Annotated in this window: 18 protein-coding genes; 6 read left to right on the plus strand and 12 right to left on the minus strand. The window is 56.9% G+C overall.

The genetic code is table 11. The features are described from left to right. The first annotated feature begins 12 nt into the window (after positions 1–12). Entirely contained in the window at positions 13–3,543 is a 3,531-nt protein-coding gene (locus tag ON16_RS00335; protein ID WP_051131437.1) for an ATP-binding protein, read from the plus strand. 111 nt (positions 3,544–3,654) lie between these two features. On the opposite strand, the gene ON16_RS00340 is transcribed toward ON16_RS00335, so the two are convergent. The 7 genes from ON16_RS00340 to ON16_RS00370 form a co-directional block, all read right to left on the minus strand. Beyond that, a complete protein-coding gene (locus ON16_RS00340) occupies positions 3,655–4,743 on the minus strand; it encodes a DUF3810 domain-containing protein (protein WP_040658488.1) in 1,089 nt (362 codons plus the stop codon). Between the two features lie 4 nt (positions 4,744–4,747). Next, on the minus strand, positions 4,748–5,482 hold the full coding sequence (locus tag ON16_RS00345; protein WP_040658490.1) for an ABC transporter ATP-binding protein: 735 nt from the start codon (positions 5,480–5,482) through the stop codon (positions 4,748–4,750). Between the two features lie 76 nt (positions 5,483–5,558). Continuing rightward, positions 5,559–6,344 carry an ABC transporter ATP-binding protein gene (locus tag ON16_RS00350; RefSeq protein WP_051131438.1) on the minus strand — a complete coding sequence of 262 codons (786 nt, stop codon included), beginning with the start codon at positions 6,342–6,344 and terminating at the stop codon, positions 5,559–5,561. After that, on the minus strand, positions 6,337–7,170 hold the full coding sequence (locus ON16_RS00355) for an ABC transporter permease (protein ID WP_144032015.1): 834 nt from the start codon (positions 7,168–7,170) through the stop codon (positions 6,337–6,339). The genes ON16_RS00350 and ON16_RS00355 overlap by 8 nt, the downstream gene beginning before the upstream one ends. After that, on the minus strand, positions 7,167–8,111 hold the full coding sequence (locus ON16_RS00360; RefSeq protein WP_040658494.1) for an ABC transporter permease: 945 nt from the start codon (positions 8,109–8,111) through the stop codon (positions 7,167–7,169). The genes ON16_RS00355 and ON16_RS00360 overlap by 4 nt, the downstream gene beginning before the upstream one ends. 38 nt (positions 8,112–8,149) lie before the next feature. Beyond that, positions 8,150–9,709 (minus strand): ABC transporter substrate-binding protein, encoded by a 1,560-nt coding sequence (locus ON16_RS00365; protein WP_040658496.1) that lies wholly within the window; start codon positions 9,707–9,709, stop codon positions 8,150–8,152. Between the two features lie 166 nt (positions 9,710–9,875). Continuing rightward, positions 9,876–11,111: an AI-2E family transporter gene (locus ON16_RS00370; protein WP_040658497.1), complete on the minus strand. Its 1,236-nt coding sequence runs from the start codon at positions 11,109–11,111 to the stop codon at positions 9,876–9,878. A 236-nt stretch (positions 11,112–11,347) separates the two neighbouring features. Between ON16_RS00370 and ON16_RS00375 the strand changes: the two genes are divergently transcribed. Then, positions 11,348–12,238, plus strand: a complete 891-nt coding sequence (locus ON16_RS00375) for a diacylglycerol/lipid kinase family protein (RefSeq protein ID WP_040658498.1) — start codon at positions 11,348–11,350, stop codon at positions 12,236–12,238. An 11-nt stretch (positions 12,239–12,249) separates the two neighbouring features. Continuing rightward, the gene (locus ON16_RS00380) at positions 12,250–12,846 is read left to right on the plus strand and encodes an NUDIX hydrolase (protein WP_243441734.1); all 597 of its coding nucleotides are present in this window, start codon (positions 12,250–12,252) and stop codon (positions 12,844–12,846) included. A gap of 122 nt (positions 12,847–12,968) precedes the next feature. Here ON16_RS00380 and ON16_RS00385 read toward each other — a convergent pair whose 3' ends face one another. The 5 genes from ON16_RS00385 to ON16_RS00405 all read right to left on the minus strand — a co-directional run bounded on the left by ON16_RS00385 (position 12,969) and on the right by ON16_RS00405 (position 18,553). Next, a complete protein-coding gene (locus ON16_RS00385) occupies positions 12,969–13,703 on the minus strand; it encodes a type 1 glutamine amidotransferase (RefSeq protein ID WP_040658501.1) in 735 nt (244 codons plus the stop codon). Position 13,704: 1 nt separating this feature from the next. Beyond that, the gene (locus ON16_RS00390) at positions 13,705–15,039 is read right to left on the minus strand and encodes a Mur ligase family protein (protein ID WP_040658507.1); all 1,335 of its coding nucleotides are present in this window, start codon (positions 15,037–15,039) and stop codon (positions 13,705–13,707) included. Then, positions 15,036–15,710 carry a cyclase family protein gene (locus ON16_RS00395; RefSeq protein ID WP_040658508.1) on the minus strand — a complete coding sequence of 225 codons (675 nt, stop codon included), beginning with the start codon at positions 15,708–15,710 and terminating at the stop codon, positions 15,036–15,038. The genes ON16_RS00390 and ON16_RS00395 overlap by 4 nt, the downstream gene beginning before the upstream one ends. Positions 15,711–15,793: 83 nt before the next feature. After that, the gene (gene mnmG, locus ON16_RS00400; RefSeq protein WP_040658510.1) at positions 15,794–17,659 is read right to left on the minus strand and encodes a tRNA uridine-5-carboxymethylaminomethyl(34) synthesis enzyme MnmG; all 1,866 of its coding nucleotides are present in this window, start codon (positions 17,657–17,659) and stop codon (positions 15,794–15,796) included. A gap of 39 nt (positions 17,660–17,698) precedes the next feature. Beyond that, positions 17,699–18,553, minus strand: coding sequence for a metallophosphoesterase (locus ON16_RS00405; protein ID WP_040658513.1), 855 nt, complete (start codon positions 18,551–18,553; stop codon positions 17,699–17,701). Between the two features lie 1,046 nt (positions 18,554–19,599). On the opposite strand from ON16_RS00405, the gene ON16_RS00410 reads away from it, so the two are divergent. The 3 genes from ON16_RS00410 to ON16_RS00420 all read left to right on the plus strand — a co-directional run bounded on the left by ON16_RS00410 (position 19,600) and on the right by ON16_RS00420 (position 23,595). After that, positions 19,600–20,274: a hypothetical protein gene (locus ON16_RS00410; protein WP_040658514.1), complete on the plus strand. Its 675-nt coding sequence runs from the start codon at positions 19,600–19,602 to the stop codon at positions 20,272–20,274. A gap of 248 nt (positions 20,275–20,522) precedes the next feature. Next, positions 20,523–22,643, plus strand: coding sequence for a sodium-translocating pyrophosphatase (locus ON16_RS00415; protein WP_040658515.1), 2,121 nt, complete (start codon positions 20,523–20,525; stop codon positions 22,641–22,643). Between the two features lie 259 nt (positions 22,644–22,902). Next, positions 22,903–23,595, plus strand: coding sequence for an iron-sulfur cluster assembly scaffold protein (locus tag ON16_RS00420; protein ID WP_040658516.1), 693 nt, complete (start codon positions 22,903–22,905; stop codon positions 23,593–23,595). Positions 23,596–23,599 lie beyond the last annotated feature (4 nt).

The following is a 23,599-nucleotide window of genomic DNA, read 5'->3' on the forward strand; positions in this document are numbered from 1 at the left end:
GGGAGGCGGCCTATGAACGTGAGAGAGAAAAAGAGAAGAGATGCCGCTCTCTGCCAGCAGGAAAATCAATATTTGACGGACGCATTGGCGGGAGGAACCTGTCTGTACAGTTTGGAAAACGGTGTGTTTTCCGCCTGCTCTTGGTCGGACGGGCTTCCCGTCCTTCTGGGATTTCCACCCGCCGAATATCATGAGATGATGGGCAGAGGTGCACTTGAGATCGTCTGCGCGGAGGACCGTGCACATGTGGAAACGGCGTTTTTTAATGCGTTTTCCACCGGCCGGCCCACCCGCCTTGCCTGTCGCCTGCGGGGCAGTGACGGAGAACTTCTATGGATTCGGGTCAACGCCGGCCCCGTGACGCAGGATGGGAAAACACTCCTTTTTGCCATCTTTTCCAGCGCAACGGATCGCTCTATGATGCAGCGCGTCAGCGACGAGACTACGGACGCAGTCTATGTGATTGACGCCGACGACATGAACCTTTTATATGTGGGCGGTGAACATGCGGTTTGGGGCGGACAGCGCACCATTCATCTAGGGACAAAATGCTATCAAACCCTTCATGGAAGGGAGCGGCCCTGTGAGTGCTGCCCGATGGCCCGCGGACTGCCGGACGGCGCACGGGAGGTTCGGTTTACAGACCTGCCGGAGCGGGTTTATCGCGTCAAGTCCCAGCACATCGACTGGAACGGAAGTCCCGCCTATATCCAGTACATCAGCGATATCTCGGCGGAAAAGCGCCAACGGAAAGACTGGGCGCGGCTGGACCGCTATTATCAGACGCTGGTGCGGAACATGCCCGGCGGCATGGCGGTGATGCGCCGCCGTCCGGACGGAACCTATATCACGGAATTCCTCTCTTGCGGTTTTGCAACAATGACCGGAATGCCCCGCAATCAGGCGATGGCGCTGTATGAGCGGGATGCGCTGGGAGGAGTTCACCCGGATGACCGGACAGAGCTGTACCTAGCGTTGGAGCAGTGCATCCGGGATGGAAGTGATTCCTGCCAGATGATGTATCGCATCCGCAAAGGCAGCGATGGATATGTCTGGGTGCGCAACCATTGCAGTTTTCTCCCTGACGAGGGGAGTACCACCGTGTATGCCGTCTTTTCCGATATGACGGAAGAGGTCCGGCGGCAGGAGATCCTTCAGCGCCAGCATACGAATATGCTTCAGCACTACCGGGAGGATCTTCAGTCCGGCGCCATCATCACCACGCGCAGCGATATCACAGAGGACCGGGTGCTGGAAATTCGCGGTTACACCGGCTGTCGGATAAAGAATCGGCCGAACCGCCTGCGGTCAAAAATGATCGAGAAATTTGCCGCTGCCATTCCGGATGAAAAAGAGCGGGCGGGATTTTTGGACCGCTTTTCCAACGAAGCGCTTATTGCCGCGCACCAGCGGGATGAGACGCTCACGGAATACGACTGCTTTGCCCGGTCGCCCGAGATGTCCTCTGGGCGCTATGTGCATGTGATTGAGGAAACGACCACGATTCCCGGCACCGGGAATCTGACGGGCATCCTGTCGGTGTGGGATATGACCAGCAAGCATCTTGTGCTCCAGATGCAGCAGCGGCTGGTCAGCGACAATTACGATTTTATTCTGGGATTGGATTTTGTGCAGAACCGCTACTGGAATCTTTGCCCGGCAGACGGAAATTTTGAGCAGCCGCAGGAGTCGGGAGACTGCACACGGCTTTTGAAAAAGCTGGTTTTGGACGAGGCCATTCCCCGGGATCGGGATAAGTGCGCCCGAATGCTGGACCTTGCTTACATAAAGGCGCGGCTGGACAAAGGTCCTTCGTATTCCTTTCACTATTCCACCCGTTCGGAAAGCGGCGTTCAGGCGAAAAACGCGCTGGTATTCCGTATGGATGAACGGATGGACTGGTTCTGCTTTGCCCGCACGGATATCACAGACTCTCTGCGAGAGCAGCAGGCACTCTTGCGAATATTGGCCCAGACCTTTGAGTTTTTGGCCTTCGTCTCGCTGGAGATGGATTCCTGCCTGTTCTACTCCCGCCAGACGATCCTGATGGACCGTCCGCCTCTGGTGCGTCAAGGCGTTTCCGAGATGGAGAAGGAGCTTTTTACCGACTGTGACGTTCCGGAGGATCAGCGGCAGGAGCTGCTTCAAAATATGAGTTTAGAGCAGATGATGGCGCGGCTGAAACTGGAGCCGGAGGGTTATTCCTTCATTGTGGAGGTCCGCCAGAGCGGGCAGCGGCACTATAAACAGGTCAGCGTCACATGGGGCGGAGCGGACCGGCAAAGCGTCTGCGCTGTGCGCAGCGACGTTACCCGCGCCAAGTTGGATGAGGAACAGCGGACGGAGCATCTGCGCAGCGCGCTGGCACTGGCGCGAGACGCCAACCGGGCTAAGCAGGATTTCCTCTCCGCCATGAGCCACGATATCCGCACACCGATGAACGCCATCGTGGGCATGACCGATCTGGCCCTGACCCACCGGGACGATCCGGTGCAGGTGGAAAAATCTCTGCGAATTATCCGGGATTCTTCCAACCATCTGCGGGACCTGATCGGAGATATTCTGGACATGAGCCGGATTGAGAGCGGACGGCTGGTCCTGAATAAGGAACCGTTTTCCCACGCAACGCTGCTCCAAATGCTGACGGACCGCACCCAGATGCTGGCAGATCAGCAAAAGATTCAATTTCACTTTTCCATCAACATCCAACACGATGCCTGCGTGGGCGACGCGCTTCGCATTGAGCAGATTTTAGAAAATTTGCTGGGAAACGCGGTGAAATTTACTCCCGCCGGCGGAAACGTGACGCTGGAGGTCAAGGAACTTTCGCCGAAGAGCGAAAATGTGGGTTGGTTCCGCTATACCATTTCGGATACCGGCATCGGGATGAACGCCAAAACCCTGTCGCATCTATACGATCCTTTTTACCGGGAGAAAAGCAGACAGGTCAACGGAACGGAAGGCTCGGGACTTGGCCTTTCCATCGTGAAAAATCTGGTGGATTACAAGGGCGGCATAATGGATGTGACCAGTGCGCCGGGAAAGGGAACCACCTTTGTTGTGAAGATTCCGCTGGCGTTTGTAGCGCCTGATGAGGTGGAAAAGCTGGCGCGGCGGGGCCGCTCGTCCGATGTTCTTCCGAAAAAATGTCTGCAAGGCCGCCGAATTTTACTGGTGGAGGACCATCCGATCAATCGCATCGTGGCGCAGCAGATGCTGAAGGATGCGGGAGCGGCCGTTGTCTGCGCCCAAGACGGGCAGGAGGGACTGAAGATTTTCTGCCACAGCGCGCCGGAGACGTTCGACGCAATTTTGATGGATCTTCGAATGCCGGTTATGGATGGGTACGAGGCGACTTCCGCCATCCGCGCCTGTGCGCACCCGCAGGCCGGGAAAATTCCCATCATTGCCATGACCGCCAATGCGTTTGCGCAGGATGTGCAGGACTGTCTCCGCGTGGGCATGAACGCCCATGTGGCAAAGCCGGTGGATCAGCAGGTGCTGCTGCGCGTGATTCTGCGCTACCTTCCTGAAAAAGAATAACGCCAAAGGACTTTGGAGTAAATGGTGCGTCAGGGCCGGGGAAGAAAACTTCCCCGGCCCTGACGCTTGTTTCCATGGTGTTTCTGTTGACCGGAGTTACACGATGGTTTTTTATTTATAATATACCACCAGCAGGTCTACCACCGTTCCGTAGCTTCGCATCCCATTTTTATCGCCATAGGTTTTCAACAGGCCATCGTAGACTTTGTTGGCAACCTTTTTGGCGGGGGCATCCTCATATTGCGCCCAATACGCGTTATTGTGCAGCAGGTCTGCACGGACGGCGTCGGGAAGGCCCGCGTAAATCTCCTGCCAGCGGTCGCGGTCCGCAGAGTAAAGCGCGTTGCCCAGATGTACATATCCAAGAAGCCACCCGGAATAGGCGTAATCCGTCAAGCCACAAGTGGTGGAGGCTAAAATTGAGATAAAATTGCACTCCTGCTCCGAGGCAATACCCCGCTGATGGGCCAGCTCATGGGCGACGGTGGCGGGCAAAAAGACGGCGGGACTGTCCACATTGACGTTGCACTCGCCGGTCAGAGGGCAGTAGACACCAGTGAAGTCCAGCATGCTCATGAGGCTGGAAAAGTGGATGGCTTTGGGCGGCTGGTCTTGAAAACTGAGAAACGGAAACTGCTCAGAGACAACGCGATAGACCTGTGTACTCTCTTGCAGAATGTTCTCCCGGGGGACGGCGAAAAAGCCGTCTTCGTCTCGCGCCACCTGATCCGCCGTCTCTGCCAGCCGGTCTGCAAAAAACTGGGTCACCGCGTCCAGATCCTCCAGAGCCACCTCCTCGGCATAAATGCCGGATTGGACCTGAAAGCCGTCCGCATAATATTGAACGCCCCAGAGCCAGCAAATAGCTCCCCAGATCGTCAGACCGATACACGCCGCGCCGAGCAACGCGCTGTATAGCACTTGCTTTCGCCGCCCCTTTGCCCGCACAACGGCAATCAGGCCGGCCAGCAGGTAGACCGCGATGAATCCCACCAGAAAAACGCACAAGACCTCCGCCACAGAAAAGGAAACGCGATAGCAGACGGCCCCCAGCGCCCGGCGGACGGGATTGGAGACGCGCTGCGTCAGGGCAGTCATCCAAACGCGGTTGGACTGGACGGCGAAAAAGACGGTCAGAAGCAAAAGCTCCGCCAAGAGCCAGATATGCAGCTTTTTATGCCGCAGAAAGAATGCTTTCATCCCCTCACTCCGCCGCCAAAAGCTGGCGGGTGTAATCCTGCCGGGGATGATTGAAAATTTCTTCCACAGACCCCTGCTCCACAATCTGGCCGGACTTCATCACCATTACCCGGTCACACAGCTGATAGACCACATTTAAGTCATGGGAAATGAAAAGGTAGCTGAGTCCCAGCTCCTGATTCAGTTTTTTGAGAAGCTGCAAAATCTGCGCCTGAATGGTCACATCCAGCGCGGACACCGGCTCGTCGGCAATGAGAAACTTTGGCCGCTGGATCAGCGCCGCCGCAATGGACACCCGTTGGCGCTGCCCGCCGGAAAGTTCCGAGGGCTTTGCCGCGAGGCATTCCTCCGGCAGTTCTACCCGGTCCAGAATCTCCCGCACCCGGCGCTTGCGCTCCGGCCCGTCATACTTGCCGAAGATGCGCAGAGGCTCTTCCAATATCCACGCCACGGTATAGGCGGGGTTCAGCGAACTGTACGGGTCCTGAAAAATCATTTGGGGCCGCTTGGTGTGGTGGATGATCTCCCCGGAATCGGGCCGTACCATCCCCAAAATGGCTTTTGCCAGCGTGGATTTGCCCGTGCCGGATTCGCCAACCAGACCCAGAATTTCGCCGTTTCGGAGATCAAACGTCACGTCCCGCAAGACCTCCTGCCGGACGGCTTTTTCAAACAGGCCGCCCCCGGCGCGATACCCGCAGGTGAGGTGGCGGACGGACAGGGTCAGTTCCTCGTTCATCGGGCGGCTCCTTTCTCAAAATAGGCGCAAAATAAATACAATTTGTAATATCGGAGTCGAATATTGTAATACGCAATCAAAAATTCGGCTTTTTCCGGGTGGGAATGGCGGCCACCAGCTTCTGCGTGTAGGGGTGCTGGGGATGGGCGTAAACGTCTTCCGTAGCCCCGGTTTCCACAATCACGCCGGTCTGCATCACCGCCACGCGGGAACTGAGCTTGCGGACCACATTCAGATTGTGGGAGATAAAGAGCATACTCATGCCGTAGTCCCGGTTCAGCTTTTTTAAAAGCGTCAGAATTTGGGCCTGAATGGTTACGTCCAGCGCGGTGGTGGGTTCATCCAGCAGCAGCAGCTTGGGATGGGTCACCGCCGCGGCGGCAATCATCGCACGCTGAAGCATTCCGCCGGACAGTTCGTGAGGATACTTGTCATAGAGGGCCTCGGGATTTGGCAGCTCCACCGCCGTCATGGCGGTTATAACTCGGGCGCGGCGCTCCTCTTTGGAAAGGTCGGTGTGGAGGAGCAGGCATTCCTCCACCTGCCGTCCCACCTTCATCAGCGGGTCCAGACTGGACTGAGGCTCTTGAAATACCACACCGATGTCCCGTCCCTGAATTTTCCGCAGGGCGGCGCGGTCAGTGTGGAGCAGATCCATGCCGTCCAGTAAAATGTCTCCGGAGTAATCGCACTGCTTTCGGGGCAGCAGACCTGCCACCGACATGGCGGTGACGGACTTGCCAGAGCCGGATTCTCCCACAAGGCCCAAAATCTCCCCATCGGCAATGGTGAGGGAAACGCCGGATACCGCCTCGCGGCAGCGGCTGTGGAATTTTACGTGGAGGTTGCGGATTTCAAGCATTACGTTCCCCCCTTCCGCTTTGCAGACCCTCTCCAATGAGGCCCACGCCGAAAATAAGCGCCACGATACATCCGCCGGTGCAAAGGGCGTACCACGGAGCGGTGGCCAGCATTCCCTGCGCCTCGGACAAAAGTGTGCCTAAGGACGCGTCGGGCGGCTGCCCGCAAAGGCCCAGAAAGCTCATAGAAGCCTCCGCCAGTACGGCGTTGTTAAAGCCGATGGTGACGGCGGGCAGCAGCACAGGAAGGGTGTTGGGCAGAATGTGGACAAAAAGAATGCGGCTTGGTTTTGCGCCCATGAGGCGGGCGCTCTGGACGTAATTTGCATCCCGCAGGGCGCGAAACGCCGTCCGCGTAACCCGGGCAAAGCTGGGGATAAAGACCACACCCAAAACCATTAGGACCTGATACTTTCCGGAGCCGAACAGGGTTACACACACCAACGCCAGAAGAATGCTGGGGAAGGCGGTAATCGCATCGTTAAACCGCATGAGCAGCTCGTCCACCGCGCCGCCGAAATACCCGGTGAGCGCGCCGATCAGAATGCCGCACACTCCGCCGATGGCCACGGTCCCTCCCGCGACCAGAGCCGTGACCCCCGCGCCCTTTAAAACACGAGAAAAAATGTCCCGGCCGAAGTTGTCCGTTCCAAACAGATGGGACAGGGAAGGCCCCAGCAGTTTTTCACTGCCGTTCATAGCGGTGGGGTCATACGGCGTCCACACCGCGCCCAGTAAAATCAGGGCCAGCAGGATGCCGGTGATGATGCAGCCCGCCAGAAAGAAGCCGTTTCGGTGATCCCGGACAGCTTTTTGAATCGTTTTCATGTCCGCGCACCTCGCAATCTTGGGTCGATGCGCTGGTTAATGAGGTCCGCCACGGTGTTTGCCAAAACCACCCAGAATGCCAGAATTACCACGATAGCCTGCACGGTGGGATAATCCCGTCCGGAAATGGAGGTCAGCAGCAGCCGCCCAAGACCCGGCAGATTGAATACCTGCTCTACCACAATGCTGCCCGCCACAATTTCCGCCATGGTCTGGGCCAAAAACGTTACCACCGGCACCAGCGCGTTTTTCAGCACATGGCGGTATAAAACGCCGGAGCGGTCGTTGCCCCGGGCAATGGCTGTGCGGACATAGTCCCGGTCCATCTCCGCCAGCACCGTGCTGCGCAGCATCCGAATGGTCTGGGCAATACGGGGAACGGCAATCGCCACGGCGGGGAACAGCAGATACCAAAGGGAGCCGCCCACGCTTGTCCCAAAGCCGGGAAACGCGCCGTGGCGAAACCAGCGGAGCAGAATGCTGAACAGCCACGTCAGCAAAATGCCGGTAAAAAAAGGGGGAAGAGCCATGAGAAATTGATTGACCACCGTGTGGGCCGCGCCCCGAACCCCGCCGCCATGGCGGACGGAGCGAAGTCCCAGCGGCAGGGCCAACACCAGCGTCAGCAAAAAAGTCATCCCACTCAGAATCAGCGTCACCGGCAGGCGGGCCGCCAGCAGATCGGTGACCGCTCCGCCGGAATAGGACTGCCCCAGATCGCCGGTTACAAAGCCGGCCAGCCAACTGCCGTACTGCACCAGAAAGGGACGGTCCAGCCCCATTTCATGCCGCAGAGCCGCCACCTTTTCCGGAGTGGATTCGGTGCCCAGCAGATTGGTGGCGGGATCTCCCGCCACCAGCTGAAATGCCGCAAAGGCCAAAAAGGAGACGACCACCATAGTCAGCAGGAATGTTCCCAGTTTTTTCACTGCGTATTTCACGGTAGCCGCCTCCTTTTTTGGCGCATGTTTTTAAAAGGTTACCCGGCCTTCACGCCGGACAAATCCATCACGTAAATGGGATAAAACTGATAGCCGGTGAGATCGCTGCGAATGGCCACCAGATCGCCCAAATCCTGCAAATAGACGTTGGCGGCGTTCTCCGTCAGATTCCGTTCCATCTGCTTGTAAAGCGCCGTCTGCTCCTGCCCGTCATTGGCGGCGGTGACAAGTTGTGCTTCTTGAAACAGCGCGTCATAATCCGCATTGTTGTAATTAATAAAGTTTTTGCCGTAGGTGGAGGTAAACCGTTCCAGCATGGCGCGGGCGGTCATGGAACTTGCGTCCACGCCCACCACCGTGGACTGATATTCCCGGTCGGTGTAGACCCGGCTGACCCAGGTGTTCCAGTCTACCAGTTCAATTTCCGCGTTGACGCCCACGGCCTTCAACTGTTCCACCAGCACCTGCGCGGTGTCGATGTGGGGCTGGTAGTTGGAGGGAACGGTAATCGTCAGGTCAAAGCCATTGGGATATCCGGCCTCTGCCAGCAGGGATTTGGCCTTTTCCACATTCTGTGTGTAATAATTGGTGAGAGAATCGTCAAAATACTTGGTGAACGCCGGATACATGCTGGACCCCAGCGCCTTGCCGGTTCCGTCGGAGGCAAGATCGATCACCTGCTGCTTGTCCACGGCGTAGCAAAGCGCCTGACGCACCCGCACGTCGTTTAAGGGCTTTACCGCGTTGTTCAGATACAAGGCCTGCACCAGATTCATGGTGCCGTCCAAAACGGTGAAAGAATCGCCCAGCTGGGCCGCCTGCGTCGGCGTGAGGTGAGCGCACAGATCCACCGCGCCGCTTTGAAGCGCCAGCACCAGCGCGTCGCCGCTTTCAAAAATTTTGAATGTGACGGTTTCAAGAGACGGCTTCTCGCCCCAATAATCGTCAAACCGCTCCAGAACGATGGAGTCTCCAATGGTGCGGGAAACGAATTTGAAGGGGCCGGTGCCAACGGGGGCCGTGGACTGCTGGTCAGAATATGCGGGGAGAATGGCGGTGGTGAGAGCCGCCAAAAATTCGTTATCGGAGACACCCAGAGTGATGACCACTGTTTTTTCGTCTGTGGCCTCCACGGACCGGATATTAGAAAACGCCTCCACCAGCGGGGCAGTGCCCTTGCCGGTGTCGGCGCAGCGTTGAATGGACCAGACCACATCGTCTGCTGTCACTGCCGCGCCGTTGTGGAACTTCACACCGTCTCGCAAAGTGAAGGTGTACACAGTTCCGCCATCGGATACCTCATGGCTTTTCGCGACCGCGTCGATCAGATCTCCGTCCGGAGTGGGCTTTACCAGCCCCTCAAATACGTTGAACATGACTTCTCTGGTCCCTGCCGATACCGTGAGGTGTGGGTCAAGGCTTTCGTCTAAATCTTGTGCGATGCCAACGGTGATGGAAGTCGCCGTGGCCGTTGGGCTGGCACTGCCCGAACTGCTCTGTGCTCCCGGCGTGCTGCCATTCTCGCTGCCGCCTCCGCAACCGGAGAGTGCGGCGCACAGAAGTGTCGCCAGAAGTCCTGCCAAAATGCGTTTTTTCATTGCTTTCTCCTTCCCCTGGCCGCCCAAATGGGTCGACCGGGTTTGAAAAATTGTTTGGCTCCTATTCAGTTTTGACCCAAAAAGGGGCCTTGCGGGTTCGTCATAAAAATAACGTTCCCCGCAAGGCCGTATTGTACACGATATGAGCGCTGATTGCAAGAAAATTTTACAGTCCGTCGTGCTCTTTCGTCTCTTTTTTCTCGGATTTCGGAACTTCTCCCTGATAGGAGGAGACGGACAAAGGCATCCCCCGCTTCTTCAATTTGGAGTTCACACAGAAGTCCACGAAGGTGTTGAAGCAGGCAAATACCGGCACGGCGAAGAACATTCCCGGCACACCGAAGAAGCTGCCGCCCACCAGAATGGCAATGATGACCCAAAGGCTGGAAAGGCCCGTCCGGTCGCCCAAAATCTTGGGGCCGATGATGTTGCCGTCCACCTGCTGCAAAGCCAGAATGAAAATCAGGAAGTACAGCGCCTTGATGGGGGAGTCCAGCAAAATCAGGAACAGGCTGGGGATCGCACCCAAGAACGGGCCGAAAAAGGGAATGATATTTGTGACGCCCACGATGACAGATACCAGCGGCGTATAGGGAAAGTTGAAAATGTTGGAGAAGAAGAAGCAAATAATGCCGATGATGAGGGAGTCCAGCAGTTTTCCCCGGACAAAGCCACTGAAGATGCGATCCGCCGTGCCCACGGCGCGGAAAATCCACACAGTCTGAGAGGGGCGGAACAAACCGCACACCAGTTTGCGGCAGTGGGCCGCACAGCGCTCCTTGGTCCCCAGCAAGTAAACCGAGACAATGATGCCCACCAGCAGGTTTTTCAAGAAGCCCAGCGCCGAGACAACGCCGCCGCTCACGGCGGACATCAGCATCTGTGCCTGCGGCAGAACCTGATTGGTAATAATGCTGGACAAGTCCTTGTAATAGGCGTTGAGCTGTTCGGCTACCCAGCCCTCCAAAGAGGGATTCTGCTCCAAAAGACCGGTGATCCATGTGTTGATCGTGTTGTAATAAGTCTCCATGTTATCGATCAGGCGCAAAATGCTTTTATAAACCTGCGGCAGAAGAAAGCTCAAAAGAAGATAGGAAAACACCGAAATGACAATCCATGTCAGAACCAGACTCACCGCCCGAACGCCGGGGGCGCGAAAGCGCCCGTCGCTTTTGGCGGCGGCCATTCGGCTGGGGGAGATGTGCCGGTCAAAAAAGTCCACCATGGGAGCCAGCAGATAGGCGATCATGGCTCCGTAAATAATCGGTTCCAGCGCGGTGAACAGCCGCGCAACCAGAACCACCGCGGCCCGGTGACCGAAAAGAAGATCGTAAAACAGAAGGACCGCCGCGGCGGTCAAAAATACGGTGACGCCTACCTTCCAATATCTGCTCTGCCGCATGCGGCTTCGCCTCCTTTGATGATTTCTGCCGCTAAACGGAGCAGCCCGCTTTTTGCGGCTGACGTGCCATTTCTGCGCGGGCTGCATTTTTTGATTAAACTCTATTGTAACACGCGGGGAAAGAGAATTGCAATACCGCACCGGGCGTGCTATACTGATTCACACGACTGAAATACCCTTGTATTTCAAGAATTTACAAGTTCTTTACGGCTTGTTTCGCATCAGGAGGCGCAGGAATGAAAGAGAAAAGGATGCTTCTGATTGTAAATCCCCGTTCGGGAAAGACGCAGTCCCGCGGCCCGCTGTTTGACGCGCTGGGGGTTTTCTCCGACGCGGGGTATCTGGTGAATATTCATAATACCGCCGGACCGGGCGACGCCACGGAAACGGTTGCGGCGGAAGGTGGAAAGTATGACACGGTGGTCTGCGTGGGCGGCGACGGCACGCTGAATGAAACCGTTGCCGGGCTGATGCGGCTGGAAAAGCCGCCGGTGCTGGGCTATCTGCCTCGCGGAAGCACCAATGATTTTGCCGCCAGTCTCCGCATTTCAACCAACTCCGTCCGGGCGGCCCAGACCGCCATGGCCAGCGAGGCGAAAAAGCTGGATATAGGACGGTGGAACGAGCGGTATTTTGTGTACGTGGCCTCCTTCGGGGCCTTTGTCCGCAGTTCTTACGCGGCGTCTCAAGCCGCGAAAAACGCGCTGGGGCACTTTGCCTATATTCTGGAGGGCATGAAGGATTTGAACACCCTGCGCCCCTATCAGGTCCGAATTACCGCCGACGGAGAGCGGCTGGACGGGGAATATTTGTTTGGCGCGGTATGCAACTCCACCTCCATCGGCGGGCTGATGAAGCTGGACCCGGAGCGGGTGGTGCTGGACGATGGACTGTTTGAAATGCTGCTGATCCCCAGCCCTAAAACGCCCATTGACCTGAACAATTTGATTATGGCCCTGCTGAATCAGCAGTACGATCAAGGTGGGCTGGTATTCCGCCATGTGTCTTCCATCCATGTGGAGACGGAGGAGGAACTGCCGTGGTCCCTTGATGGAGAGTATGCCCCCGCCGTACCGTCGGTAGACATTAAAAACCAGCATCAGGCCATTTCCTTTTTGCTGGGATGAGGACGGAGACGTTGAAAACCCTTTGGCGGGACCGCACACCGGGACTGCTGGGGCGGAAGTACGCGTGTGCGGTGCTGTGTCCTTTTGTGGAAAAAGAGAACGGGCTGCACCTGCTTTTTGAGGTCCGGGCGACCTCTTTGCGGCGGCAGGGGGGCGAAGTCTGCTTTCCCGGCGGACGAATGGAGCCGGGAGAGACAGCGGAAATCTGCGCCCTGCGGGAGACGGAGGAGGAGCTGGGGATTTCCCCAGCCCACATTCAGCTGTTGGGCCGGTCGGACTATCTCAGCCAAGCAGGAAAATTTTCTCTGGAGCCGGTGGTGGGGCTGTTGGAAGCTGCGGGTCTTGCGGCCATGCGGCCCTCGGCGGCGGAAGTGGAATCGGTTTTTACCGTGCCGCTGGAATTTTTCCGCACCCAGCCGCCCAAGATCTATACCTATACGCTGGAACCCAACGTTCCGGCGGACTTTCCCTATGACGAGGTGGGCGTTCCCGCCGACTATCGCTGGGAGACGGGGAAGGCAGAGGTGCCCATTTGGCACTGGGAGGGTCACTCTGTCTGGGGCCTTACCGGGCGCATCGTAAAAAATTTGGTTGAGACGATGGAGTGAATTCCGAACCACCGGTCTTGGGCATGGATCGGAATCTATGTTTGTCCTGTGCGCCGAATATTGAGCAAAACCGCGTCCGCCATTTTTTGGGATGGCAGACGCGGTTCAATTTATCAAACAACTTACGGTTTCTCGGCCCGGGCCTTCAGTTCCCGGCAGGCAATGCGATAGCTCTCCTCCTCCATGGGGTAGGTGGGGAGCGTTTCCGGCAGGGCCTCGCCCCGGTGGTCGTAAATCGCAGCGATTACCTTGCGCATCAGCGGCGGATTTTTCACCAGAATGGGACCGGTCAACTCGGAGGCAAACACGTTGTTTTTCCGAAAGCCCTCCGGTCCGTGCTCTTGTTCGTTGCCAAAGCCCATGGACAAATCCGTAGCCAACGGCGTTACAACGCCGGAAATCAGCGTGCAGGAGTTCATAAAACCCACAACGGGGGACTGATACAGGTCCGTGTGGCCGTATACGTCGCCCACAAACCGTTTCTTCCCCTGCGTACTGCTGAAAGTTCCAACCCGCACGCCCATGAAATACTTTCCCGCCGCGTCTGTGATAGACTGGCCCAGAAGCTGCATGGCAGTTCCGCAGAAAAGCATGGTCACGCCGCTGTCGGCGGCACGGCGCATCTCATCTCCAAAGCGGGAGAAATCGGCCAGCGCGGCCTTTTGGCTGCGCTCCGTCCCCGCACCCATAAAAATAAAATCCGCATGTTCAAGGCAGGCTTCCTGATCGGGCCGAATTTCCTCCACCGTCACAGTATTGCCCAGATCCTCCAGATGCCGGCGCAGCAGCGCCAAATTGCCCCAGCTTCCATACAGGCTCATCAGGTCGGGGTAAAAATGCAAAAACCGAAGTTCCATCTCACACCGCCTCCTTTTCCACCTGAGAGAGCAGCTTGTCCCGGTCGGAGAAGCAGGTGAGCACGTACACGTCCTCCGCCCCGCGTTCTTTCAAAGAAGCGCATGCCTCTGTGATGTCGGGATGCAGCTCAATCTTCTCCTGCGGCACGTCGGTGAAGGAAAAGCGAACCGCAAGGTCGCTGGCATACTGCCCGCAGAGCAGCACCTTTTCCACATGCTCGCAGTTCAACTGACCGAAATCAATGTCCCACAGCCAGCTGGTTTCGCTGGTGTAATACTTGCGGCTGACGGCATCCACAATAATCACCACCGTGCAGGGGTCTTCGGTAGAGCGGACAAAGCGGAGGTTTGTGTCGTAGGCAATGGAGTTTTCGTGCTTGCTGGTCAGCAGCATTCCATGGTGTGCCCCCAGAAGGAAGCGAACCATGCGCCCGTTTTTGAGGATATAATTGTTGACAACCTTTCCGATGCGCTCCGCGCTGACGCCGCACTCCCGGCATACGGCGTAGGCCGCCAGAATGTTGTACACGTTGTAGATGCTGCGGAAGGCCAGATGGATGGTAAGCGCCCCGTCAATGGTCAGCAGGCCCTCTTCAAGGTCCAGATCGGTGGCGGTGTAGTCCACAGAATCAGGCCGCACAAAGCCGCAGTTTTCGCAGTGATAGGCGCCGATGTGGTTGAAGTGATAATAGCGGTACTCCATGGGGGATTTGCAAACAGGGCAGTAAGCTCCGTCGTGATACGCGCCGGATGGCTCCTCTGTGGAGAGGGAACAGCGGTCCAGACCAAACCGCACCACATTGTCCCGCCCCACGCCAAAGCAGGAGGAGAGTGGATCGTCCGCGTTGAGAATCAGCCGCGTTTCGGGGAACATGGCAGGCTGCAGCGCGTCAAACACCCACTCGGGGTGGCCGTTACGGGTCAGCTGGTCCCGATACAGATTGGTGACCACAAAGTGGGTGGGGTGGAAAAACTTAAAACTGTGGGCGGCGTACCGCTCATCGGACTCGATCAACAGCACGTCGGCCTTCATCACCCCGCCGAAGGTGGAATGGGTCAGCACGGTGGTGGTCACGCCCTCAATCTGGTTGGAGCCTTCTTCGTTGTAGACCACATTCTTGCCCTCTGATCGCAAAATGGCGGCAATCATCTCCACGGTGGAGGTCTTGCCGTTCGAGCCGGTGACGGCAATGATGTAGGGGGGCAGAGTCACTTGCCGCAAGATATACGGACAGATTTTCAGTGCGAACTTGCCGGGCATAGAGCTGCCCTTTCCCACAAAGCCGCCGATAAAATGCCCCAGCTTGCAGACTAGAATCGCAAGAAATTTTTTCATGCGTCAGAGCCTTCTTCCTTTTCAGAAAAATCACGGAACTCGGCCACGGCGCGGACGGGCGCGCCGTCAGCGTCCATAAATTTCATGGGCAGCGCGAAGAACATCATGTCCTTCCGGCCCACGACCTTGCGCAGGCACAGACTCTCCACAATCACAAGTCCGCCGCCCAGCAGCGTCTTGTGAGCCTGCCGGTCCGAGGCCGCCAAGGTATCCACACTCAGCGCGTCGGTCCCGACGCCCTTGAGGCCGCAGGAGACAAGATACTGCGCCGCCTCTTTGTCCGGGACGGGGAACGTGTCGTCAAAATACGCGTCGGTCCCCCACTTTTTCTCCCAGCCGGTGTAAAAGAGCACAAAGTCGGTGGAGAGAACCGCGCCGTTGAGACTGCGCAAAAACTCCGTCGTGATCGTTCCTCCGGGCGGGAGGAAGGACACGTCCACCACCTCGGCCCGACCGCAGAACTGAGACACGGGCAGCACGTCCAGCGTGGACCCGTGGGCCAGCATGTGGGACGGCGCGTCCATGTGGGTTCCGGTGTGGGAGGCGAACTGAATGAGCGTCTCCCGATAGCCGTTCCGGGTCAAATTACCGGAGGGCTTAAACGTGGGCTGAGGCGAGCCGGGATAGACCGGCATATCTTCGCGGATGGTGTGCGTCAGGTCGAGAATCATAGTATAACTTCCTTTTCCTGAAAGTAAACGGCACAGCGGCCTTTGGAGACATGGGGTTCCAGCTGAATCCGGAAAAAACGGAGTCAGCGGCTGAGGTGAATCATCAAAACGGCAATGTCCGCGGGGGATACGCCGGAGATGCGGGAGGCCTGCCCCATGTCGGCGGGGCGGACGGCGGCCAGTTTTTCCCGGGCCTCCAGCCGAAGACCCACAATGGCGCCATAGTCCAAATCCGGCGGCAGTGTTCTGCCCTCCATGCGGCGGAGTTCTTCCACCTGCCGTTCCTGACGGCGGATGTAGCCCTCGTACTTCACGTTTAATTCCACCTGCTCCATTTCAGCGGGGGTCAGGGCGGGGCGGTCAGGATCAAAAGCGGCCAGCTCCTCATAGTGGATGCCGGGGCGGCGGAGCAGGTCGATCAGGCGGCAGCCGTCGGTCACGTCGGCAGTTTCCTTTTCCGCCAGAAAGGTGGAGAGCGCCGGGGAGGGGGCGGTTCCGGTATGGGTCAGGCGGTTGATCTCCCGCTCTACCCGCCGGTACTTTTCTTCCACCGCGGCCATACGCTCGTCCGAAATCAGTCCGATGCGGCGGCCAATCGGCGTCAGACGCTGGTCGGCATTGTCCTGACGCAGCAGCAGACGGTATTCGCTGCGGGAGGTCATCATGCGGTAAGGCTCCTCGGTGCCCTTGGTCACCAAATCGTCGATCAGGGTGCCGATATAGGACTCCGACCGAGAGAGGATCACCGGCGGCTCTCCCTTGAGCTTCAGCGCCGCGTTGACGCCGGCCATAAAGCCCTGCACCGCGGCCTCTTCGTATCCGGAGGAGCCGTTGAACTGGCCCGCGCCGTACAGCCCGGACACCTGCTTGGACTCCAGCGTGGGGCGGAGGGACAGCGGGTCTACGCAGTCGTATTCAATGGCGTAAGCCGGGCGGGTCATCTCCGCGTGACGGAGGCCGGGGACGCTGTGAAGCATCTGCAATTGAATCTCCTCCGGCATGGAGGAGGAAAAGCCCTGCACATACAGTTCCTCGGTGTTCAGCCCCATCGGCTCCACAAACAGCTGGTGCCGCTTTTTATCCGGAAAGCGGACGACCTTCGTTTCAAAGGAAGGACAGTATCGGGGACCAACGCCTTCGATCACGCCGCCGTAAATCGGTGAGCGGTCCAGATTGGCAAGGATGATTTGCTTCGTCTCTTCCGTGGTCCAGGTAAGATAGCACACCGCCTGATTCACCGGGGGCGCGGCGGTTGTAAAAGAAAAGGGAAGGGGGGACTCGTCTCCGAGCTGAAGCTCCATCTCGTCAAAATCCACGCTTTGCGCATTCACCCGGGGGGGTGTTCCGGTTTTAAACCGGCGCAGGGGCAGACCCAGCTGCAAAAGGGAATCGGTCAGGCGGTTTGCCGCGTGCATCCCATCGGGGCCGGAGGACTCGATGCACTCGCCAATCAGTGTGCGTCCTTTTAAATAGGTGCCGGTGGCAAGAATGGCAGCTCTCACGGCAAACACTGCGCCGGTGGCAAGAACCACCCCGCTCACCGCGCCGTTTTCGGCCCGAAGCTCCACCACCTCGCCCTGCCGGACGGTGAGGTTTTCCTGCCGTTCCAGCGTGTGCTTCATCCGCTCCTGATACTTTCGCCGGTCTGCCTGCGCGCGGAGGGACCAGACAGCCGGGCCTTTGCCCTTGTTCAAAAGGCGGTACTGGATGCAGCACTCGTCGGCGGCCTTTGCCATCTCGCCGCCGATGGCGTCCAGCTCTCGAACCAGATGGCCCTTACCGGTGCCGCCGATGGCGGGATTGCAGGGCATATTGCCCACCGCGTCCAGATTGATGGTGAAAATCACGGTTTTAAAACCCAGCCGGGCGGCGGCCAGCGCCGCCTCGATTCCCGCGTGGCCCGCGCCAATCACTGCGATATCAAATTGTCCGGCATGAAATTCCGTCATAGCAAATCCTCGAAAAAAGTCCCCCAAAAGGAACTGAAATCAGTTTTGGCAGCGCAGCGTCAGGGAAACGACCTCCGGTCGGTTAAACAGACGCAAAGAAGGGAAAATATTGCCAAGCCCGCGAGAGACAAAAAGCTCTGCGCCCTCCACCGTGTAAAACCCCGCCGTATAGGAGGGGAAAAAGCCCTGATGCGTGTCAATCAATCCATCGGTAAAGGGGAGGCGGATAACGCCGCCGTGGGCGTGTCCCGTCAGCGTCAAATCATAGCCCAGCCGGTAATACTCCGAGGGAAACCGGTCGTTCCGATGGGCCAGTAGAAGACGAAAATCGTTTTCGCCGTGAGTGTTCAGCAGCTCCTGCGCCACATCCTCCGGCGTTTTCTGGTCGGCGTAAGCATTGGGATCGTCCACACCGGAGAGAAGGAACCGCGCGTCTCCCCGCGCGATGGGTACGGTTTCGTTACGCAGGCAAACCACACCCGCGCTCTCCAGCGCGGCGCAGATGTCTTCCGCCTGCCGGGCGGCCCACTCGTGGTTTCCCGTTACATAATAGGTGGGGGCCAGCGCCGCCAGCGCGCCGCCGATCTTGGCGGCATATTCCAAGGGATGCTCTGTATATTCATCCACCAAGTCGCCGGTGACGGCGATCAGGTCGGGGTTTTCTTCCCGAACGGCCTTCAGCAGTCGTTCATTCTCTTTGCCGAATTCCTTTCCGTGAAGATCCGAAAGCTGGACAATGGTAAATCTGTCAAACGCGGCGGGGAGGCGGCGGGATATGAATTCCACCCGGTTCGTCTCCAGTGCGTTGTTGTCCCAGAAGACAAAGCCTGCCAACGCCAGCAGGATCAGTGCCGTCCGCACCAGACGATGGCGCGGCTTGGTTGCTTTTTTCATCAGCAGCGTCCTTCAAACCGTTTTTCGCGCCGGGTGCGGCGCGGTTACAGCCGCGGCGCAGTGCGCTGCGCGGCCCGATGTTAAATTCATATAAGAGCAGCTCTTAAATCATACCACAGGCGCAAAGCGCCGTCACAGGATATCTTTATTAATCAAGTATCACAGCAGTCCAATGGTTATTTTACCACAAACGCAAGGCGCTGTCGCGGAAAAATATATGGATTTGGATTAGTCGTTCTGCGGTCGTTTTCCCGTGTACATACAGCGTTGCTGCGGAAATAATTAAGAACCGCATTGCTGCTATTATACCATGATTCCACAATTTTTGACGAGATGAAAATTCAACAAAGAACAAAAAATAATCCGCCCTTTCAGAGTGCCCCCTCGTAAAAACTGACGAAAGAGAAATTTTCCCTCCCAACGGATAAAAACACGTAAATTGAACGGGTTTGCGCTCGGAAGGGTAGGCGAATTGTTAAAGGCACATAAAAGAATGTTAAATTTTTGTAACAAGTGCCAAAAAACACTTGCTTTTTTGAAAAAGGTGGCTATAATGAAGTTAACAAAAGAAAAGAGAGGAGGCGCATACAATGATGCAGAACGAAAAGTTCACAGCGTTTGATCTGGACGACCTGATTTATGGCACTGCCACACTGGTTCCCAGCGATCGCTAAAGCAGCAACGGAGCCGCGCTTGTAAAAGCGTGGGTTTTTTCTTTTTTGGGAAGAAATTGGACCTGAACCGGAGGCGGACGCGCCCCGGCAGGCCGCTGCCGATGAACGGAAAAAGTGAATTAAGATGGATTTGACGCCGCAGGAGGGACAGCCTCAGCGGCGTTTTTTGATTACCCGGTAAAAAACTTGAGCCGGGCTTTTGTAATAAAATAATTATTAAAGAGAGATTTCCCTCCCGCTGATTAAAAAATTCGCTGTTTTTGTCGAAAAGTAAGGAAAATAAGTGGATTTTTGAAGCGCTTTATGATACCTTAAAATAAGGAATGGTTTTGAGAGTGTGTTGATCCAAAACCTGATTGGGAGAGAAGACCTATGAAAAAAAGAATGTACGCAACGTTGTTTGCGGCCGCGCTCGTCCTATCCGGCTGCGGTGCGGAAGAGCGGCAGGCGGCTGTCTCCTCCACTTCCAGCGGCGGGGATTATGCGGTTGCGGTGGTTTCTGCCCCGGCGGCAGAAGCGACCGCTGAATCGGCGGAGACAATGAGCACCGCAAAGACCGAGGAAGCCAATCGCCTTTTGACGGAGGAGGAGATTCTGGTTGCCTATGACCGGGCTATCACGGCTTATGAGTGGTTTGACCTGAACCCTCTGCCTTGTGGCGGGCCGGTGGTAAAGGAGGGCGGAGCTGGCTATCAACGGGTACAGTATGCCGGATTTGATACGCTGGATGATTTGAAAACCTATCTTGGAAGTCTTTTTTCGCAAGAGGTGATCGACAGCCTGTTTCCGGAAAACACAGCAGCACCCCGGTATCGTGATATCGACGGCGAGCTGTACGTCCGCCCCGGCGGGCGGGAGGCAGACCCGAAAAAGAGCAGTGCGTCCGCCGCAGTGGAGCAGCAGGCGGACGGTTCGTACCGCATCAATGTGACGGTCGATCTGCTGGATGAAGACCAGCTCGCGGTGATAGGCGTGGAGTGCTATGCCTTCCCCTATCAGAACATAAACGGCCGCTGGGTCTTCACGGATTTTGAACTGGTATACTGAGCTGTGCGAAAGACGCATAGTTTGCGAATCAACGCAATATAGAAAGAGCGGACACTGTCCGCTCTTTTTTATTTTTTCTCAGGAAAAAAGACAAATTGGGGCAGAAAACAGGAAACTGACAAAAGTGGAAAAAATCAGGAAAGAAAATGGACAATATTTTCTTGCAAATCTTTTTCGTTATGTTACAATAAAAAACGACGTAATGATAGCTAACAAAAAGCTATCGAGAGAAAAGGAGCGGAAAAACAATGGAAAACATGTTCTGGATTGGGTTTGTCGGCTTTGCGCTGGCAATCGCCTTTGCCTGGATGCAAAAAGGCAAGGTGATGAGTTACTCCGAGGGAACGGAGAAAATGCAAAAGATTGCGGCCTCTATTCGAGAGGGCGCCAATGCTTATCTTAAGCATCAGTATACCACGGTTGCAAAGGTCTTTGCGGTGGTATTTGTGGTTTTGCTGATTATGGCGTTTGCATCCAACGGCAAGATGCTTTCTAAATTTACCCCGTTCGCCTTCCTGACCGGCGGTGTGTGGTCCATGCTGGCGGGTTTCATTGGCATGAAGATTGCCACCAATGCCAACGCCCGGACCGCGCAGGCGGCTTCGGAGGGACTGAACAAGGGCCTGCGGGTGGCGTTCTCCTCCGGCTCCGTCATGGGCTTCACCGTGGTGGGTCTGGGTATGCTGGATATCTCCATCTGGTTCCACCTGCTGCACTTTGGCTTTGGGATCAATGACCCCGTGGCGCTGGGCAACATCATGGTTATGAACGGCATGGGCGCGTCCTTTATGGCGCTGTTTGCCCGTGTGGGCGGCGGCATCTATACCAAGGCCGCCGACGTGGGCGCCGACCTTGTGGGCAAGGTGGAAGCGGGTATTCCTGAAGATGACCCCCGTAATCCCGCCACCATTGCCGATAACGTGGGCGACAACGTGGGCGATGTGGCCGGTATGGGCGCGGATCTGTACGAGAGCTATGTGGGTTCCATTCTGGCAACCTTCGCGCTGGGCGCTGTGGGCGGATACGGCTGGGGCGGACTGCTGCTGCCGGTGCTTTTGGCAGTGGCGGGCATCGTTTGCTCCATCATTGGCTCCTTCCTCATCAAGACTAAGGAAAACGCCACACAGCAGTCTCTGCTGAAGTCCCTGCGCACCGGCACTTATACCGCGGCGGTGCTCTCTGCCATCGTGGCCGCTCCGCTGACTTACTACATTCTGGGCAGCTGGGGCGTGTATATCGCCATTCTCTGCGGCCTGATCGGCGGCTGCGCCATCGGGTACTTCACGGAATACTACACCTCCGACACCTATAAGCCCACCCAGCAGCTGGCGGCCTCCTCCGAGACGGGTTCTGCCACCGTCATCATTGGCGGATTGAGCCTTGGCATGAAGTCCACCCTGACCTCCATTCTGATCGTGGCCGCGGCGGTGCTTATCAGCTATTTCGCCGCAGGCGGCTCCAGCGTCATTGTGGATGCTTCCGGTATGTTCACCGAGGCGTTCAACCGCGGACTGTACGGCATCGGCATTGCCGGCGTCGGTATGCTCTCCACGCTGGGCATCACCCTTGCAACGGATGCATACGGCCCTGTGGCCGACAACGCCGGCGGCATTGCCGAAATGGCGGGTCTGCCCGAAGAGGTTCGCAACCGCACCGACGCGCTGGACTCTCTGGGCAACACCACGGCCGCTACCGGTAAGGGCTTTGCCATCGGCTCCGCGTCTTTGACCGCGCTGGCACTGCTGGTTTCCTATGTCAACATCATCCAGAACGGCACCACGGAAACGCTGAACTTCACCCTCACCAGCCCCACGGTTCTGGTGGGCATGTTCCTCGGCGCGATGCTGACCTTTGTGTTCTCCGCGTTCACCATGAGCGCCGTCCAGACCGCGGCCCAGTCCATCGTGGTGGAGGTCCGCCGCCAGTTCAAGGAGATTGCGGGCATTATGGAAGGAACCACCGACCCGGATTACGCCACCTGCGTGGGTCTTTGCACCCGGGGCGCGCTGCATGAGATGGTGGCCCCCGCTCTGCTGGCGATCATCGTTCCCATTGCCACGGGCCTGATTTTGGGGCCCACCGGCGTGGTGGGATTGCTTGGTGGTGTGTCCGTCACCGGTTTTGCCATGGCGGTGTTTATGTCCAACGCCGGCGGCGCATGGGACAATGCCAAGAAGTATATTGAGTCCGGACACCATGGCGGAAAGGGTTCTCCCTGCCACAAGGCCGCCGTCGTGGGCGATACCGTGGGCGATCCGTTCAAGGATACCTCCGGCCCGTCTCTGAACATCCTCATCAAGCTCTGCTCCACCGTGTCCATCGTGTTCTCCGGACTGGTGATTGCCTTTAACCTGATGAACCTGCTGTAAGCACGAAATTGAAAATGCCGTTCCGCTGTTTTTCCAGCGGGACGGCGTTTTTGCATCCGTTTGCAAGAAGAGAAAACTCAATGCCCGGACAGAATGACTTTTTTGGCTAAAACGCATTGAATTTGTTAAAAATTCAAAAAGAAACCGATGTTCCTTCCTTGACAGGTTAATCGTTTACCAGTATAATAATTGCGGAATCCAACGACAGGATGCGAAGTTGCGCCTGTTTTGAAAAATCGCAGGAAAGGAAGCGTTCTTTATGATCTATTCTACGGAAGTGCAGCATATGTGTCCCGTGGCTAAGGGCGCGTATCACGGCCCGGCTCCCATTCCCGAAGAGGGAAAATGGGTTCAGGCCAAGGAAATCAAGGATATCTCCGGCCTGACCCACGGCATTGGCTGGTGTGCCCCGCAGCAGGGTGCGTGCAAGCTGACCCTGAACATTAAGGAGGGCGTGATTGAAGAGGCGCTGGTGGAAACCATCGGCTGCTCCGGCATGACCCACTCCGCCGCCATGGCCTCTGAGATCCTCATCGGCAAGACCATTCTGGAGGCGCTGAATACCGATCTGGTGTGCGACGCCATCAACACCGCGATGCGCGAGCTGTTTTTGCAGATTGTCTACGGCCGCAGCCAAACCGCGTTTTCCGAGGGCGGATTACCCATCGGCGCGTCTTTGGAGGATTTGGGCAAGGGCCTGCGCAGCCAGATTGGCACGATGTTTGCCACCAAGGAAAAAGGACCCCGCTATATGGAAATGGCCGAGGGCTATGTTACCCGCGTGGCGCTGAACAAGGACAGCGAGATCGTGGGCTATGAGTTTGTGAACTTGGGCAAGATGATGGAGTCCATTAAAAAGGGCACGGACGCCAACGAGGCGCTGGAGAAGGCCAAGTCTCATTACGGCCAGTTTGATGACGCCGCGAAATATATCGACCCCCGGCAGGAATAAGAAA

The organism is Oscillibacter ruminantium GH1 (assembly GCF_000307265.1).
GTDB classification, from domain to species: Bacteria; Bacillota; Clostridia; order Oscillospirales; family Oscillospiraceae; genus Oscillibacter; species Oscillibacter ruminantium.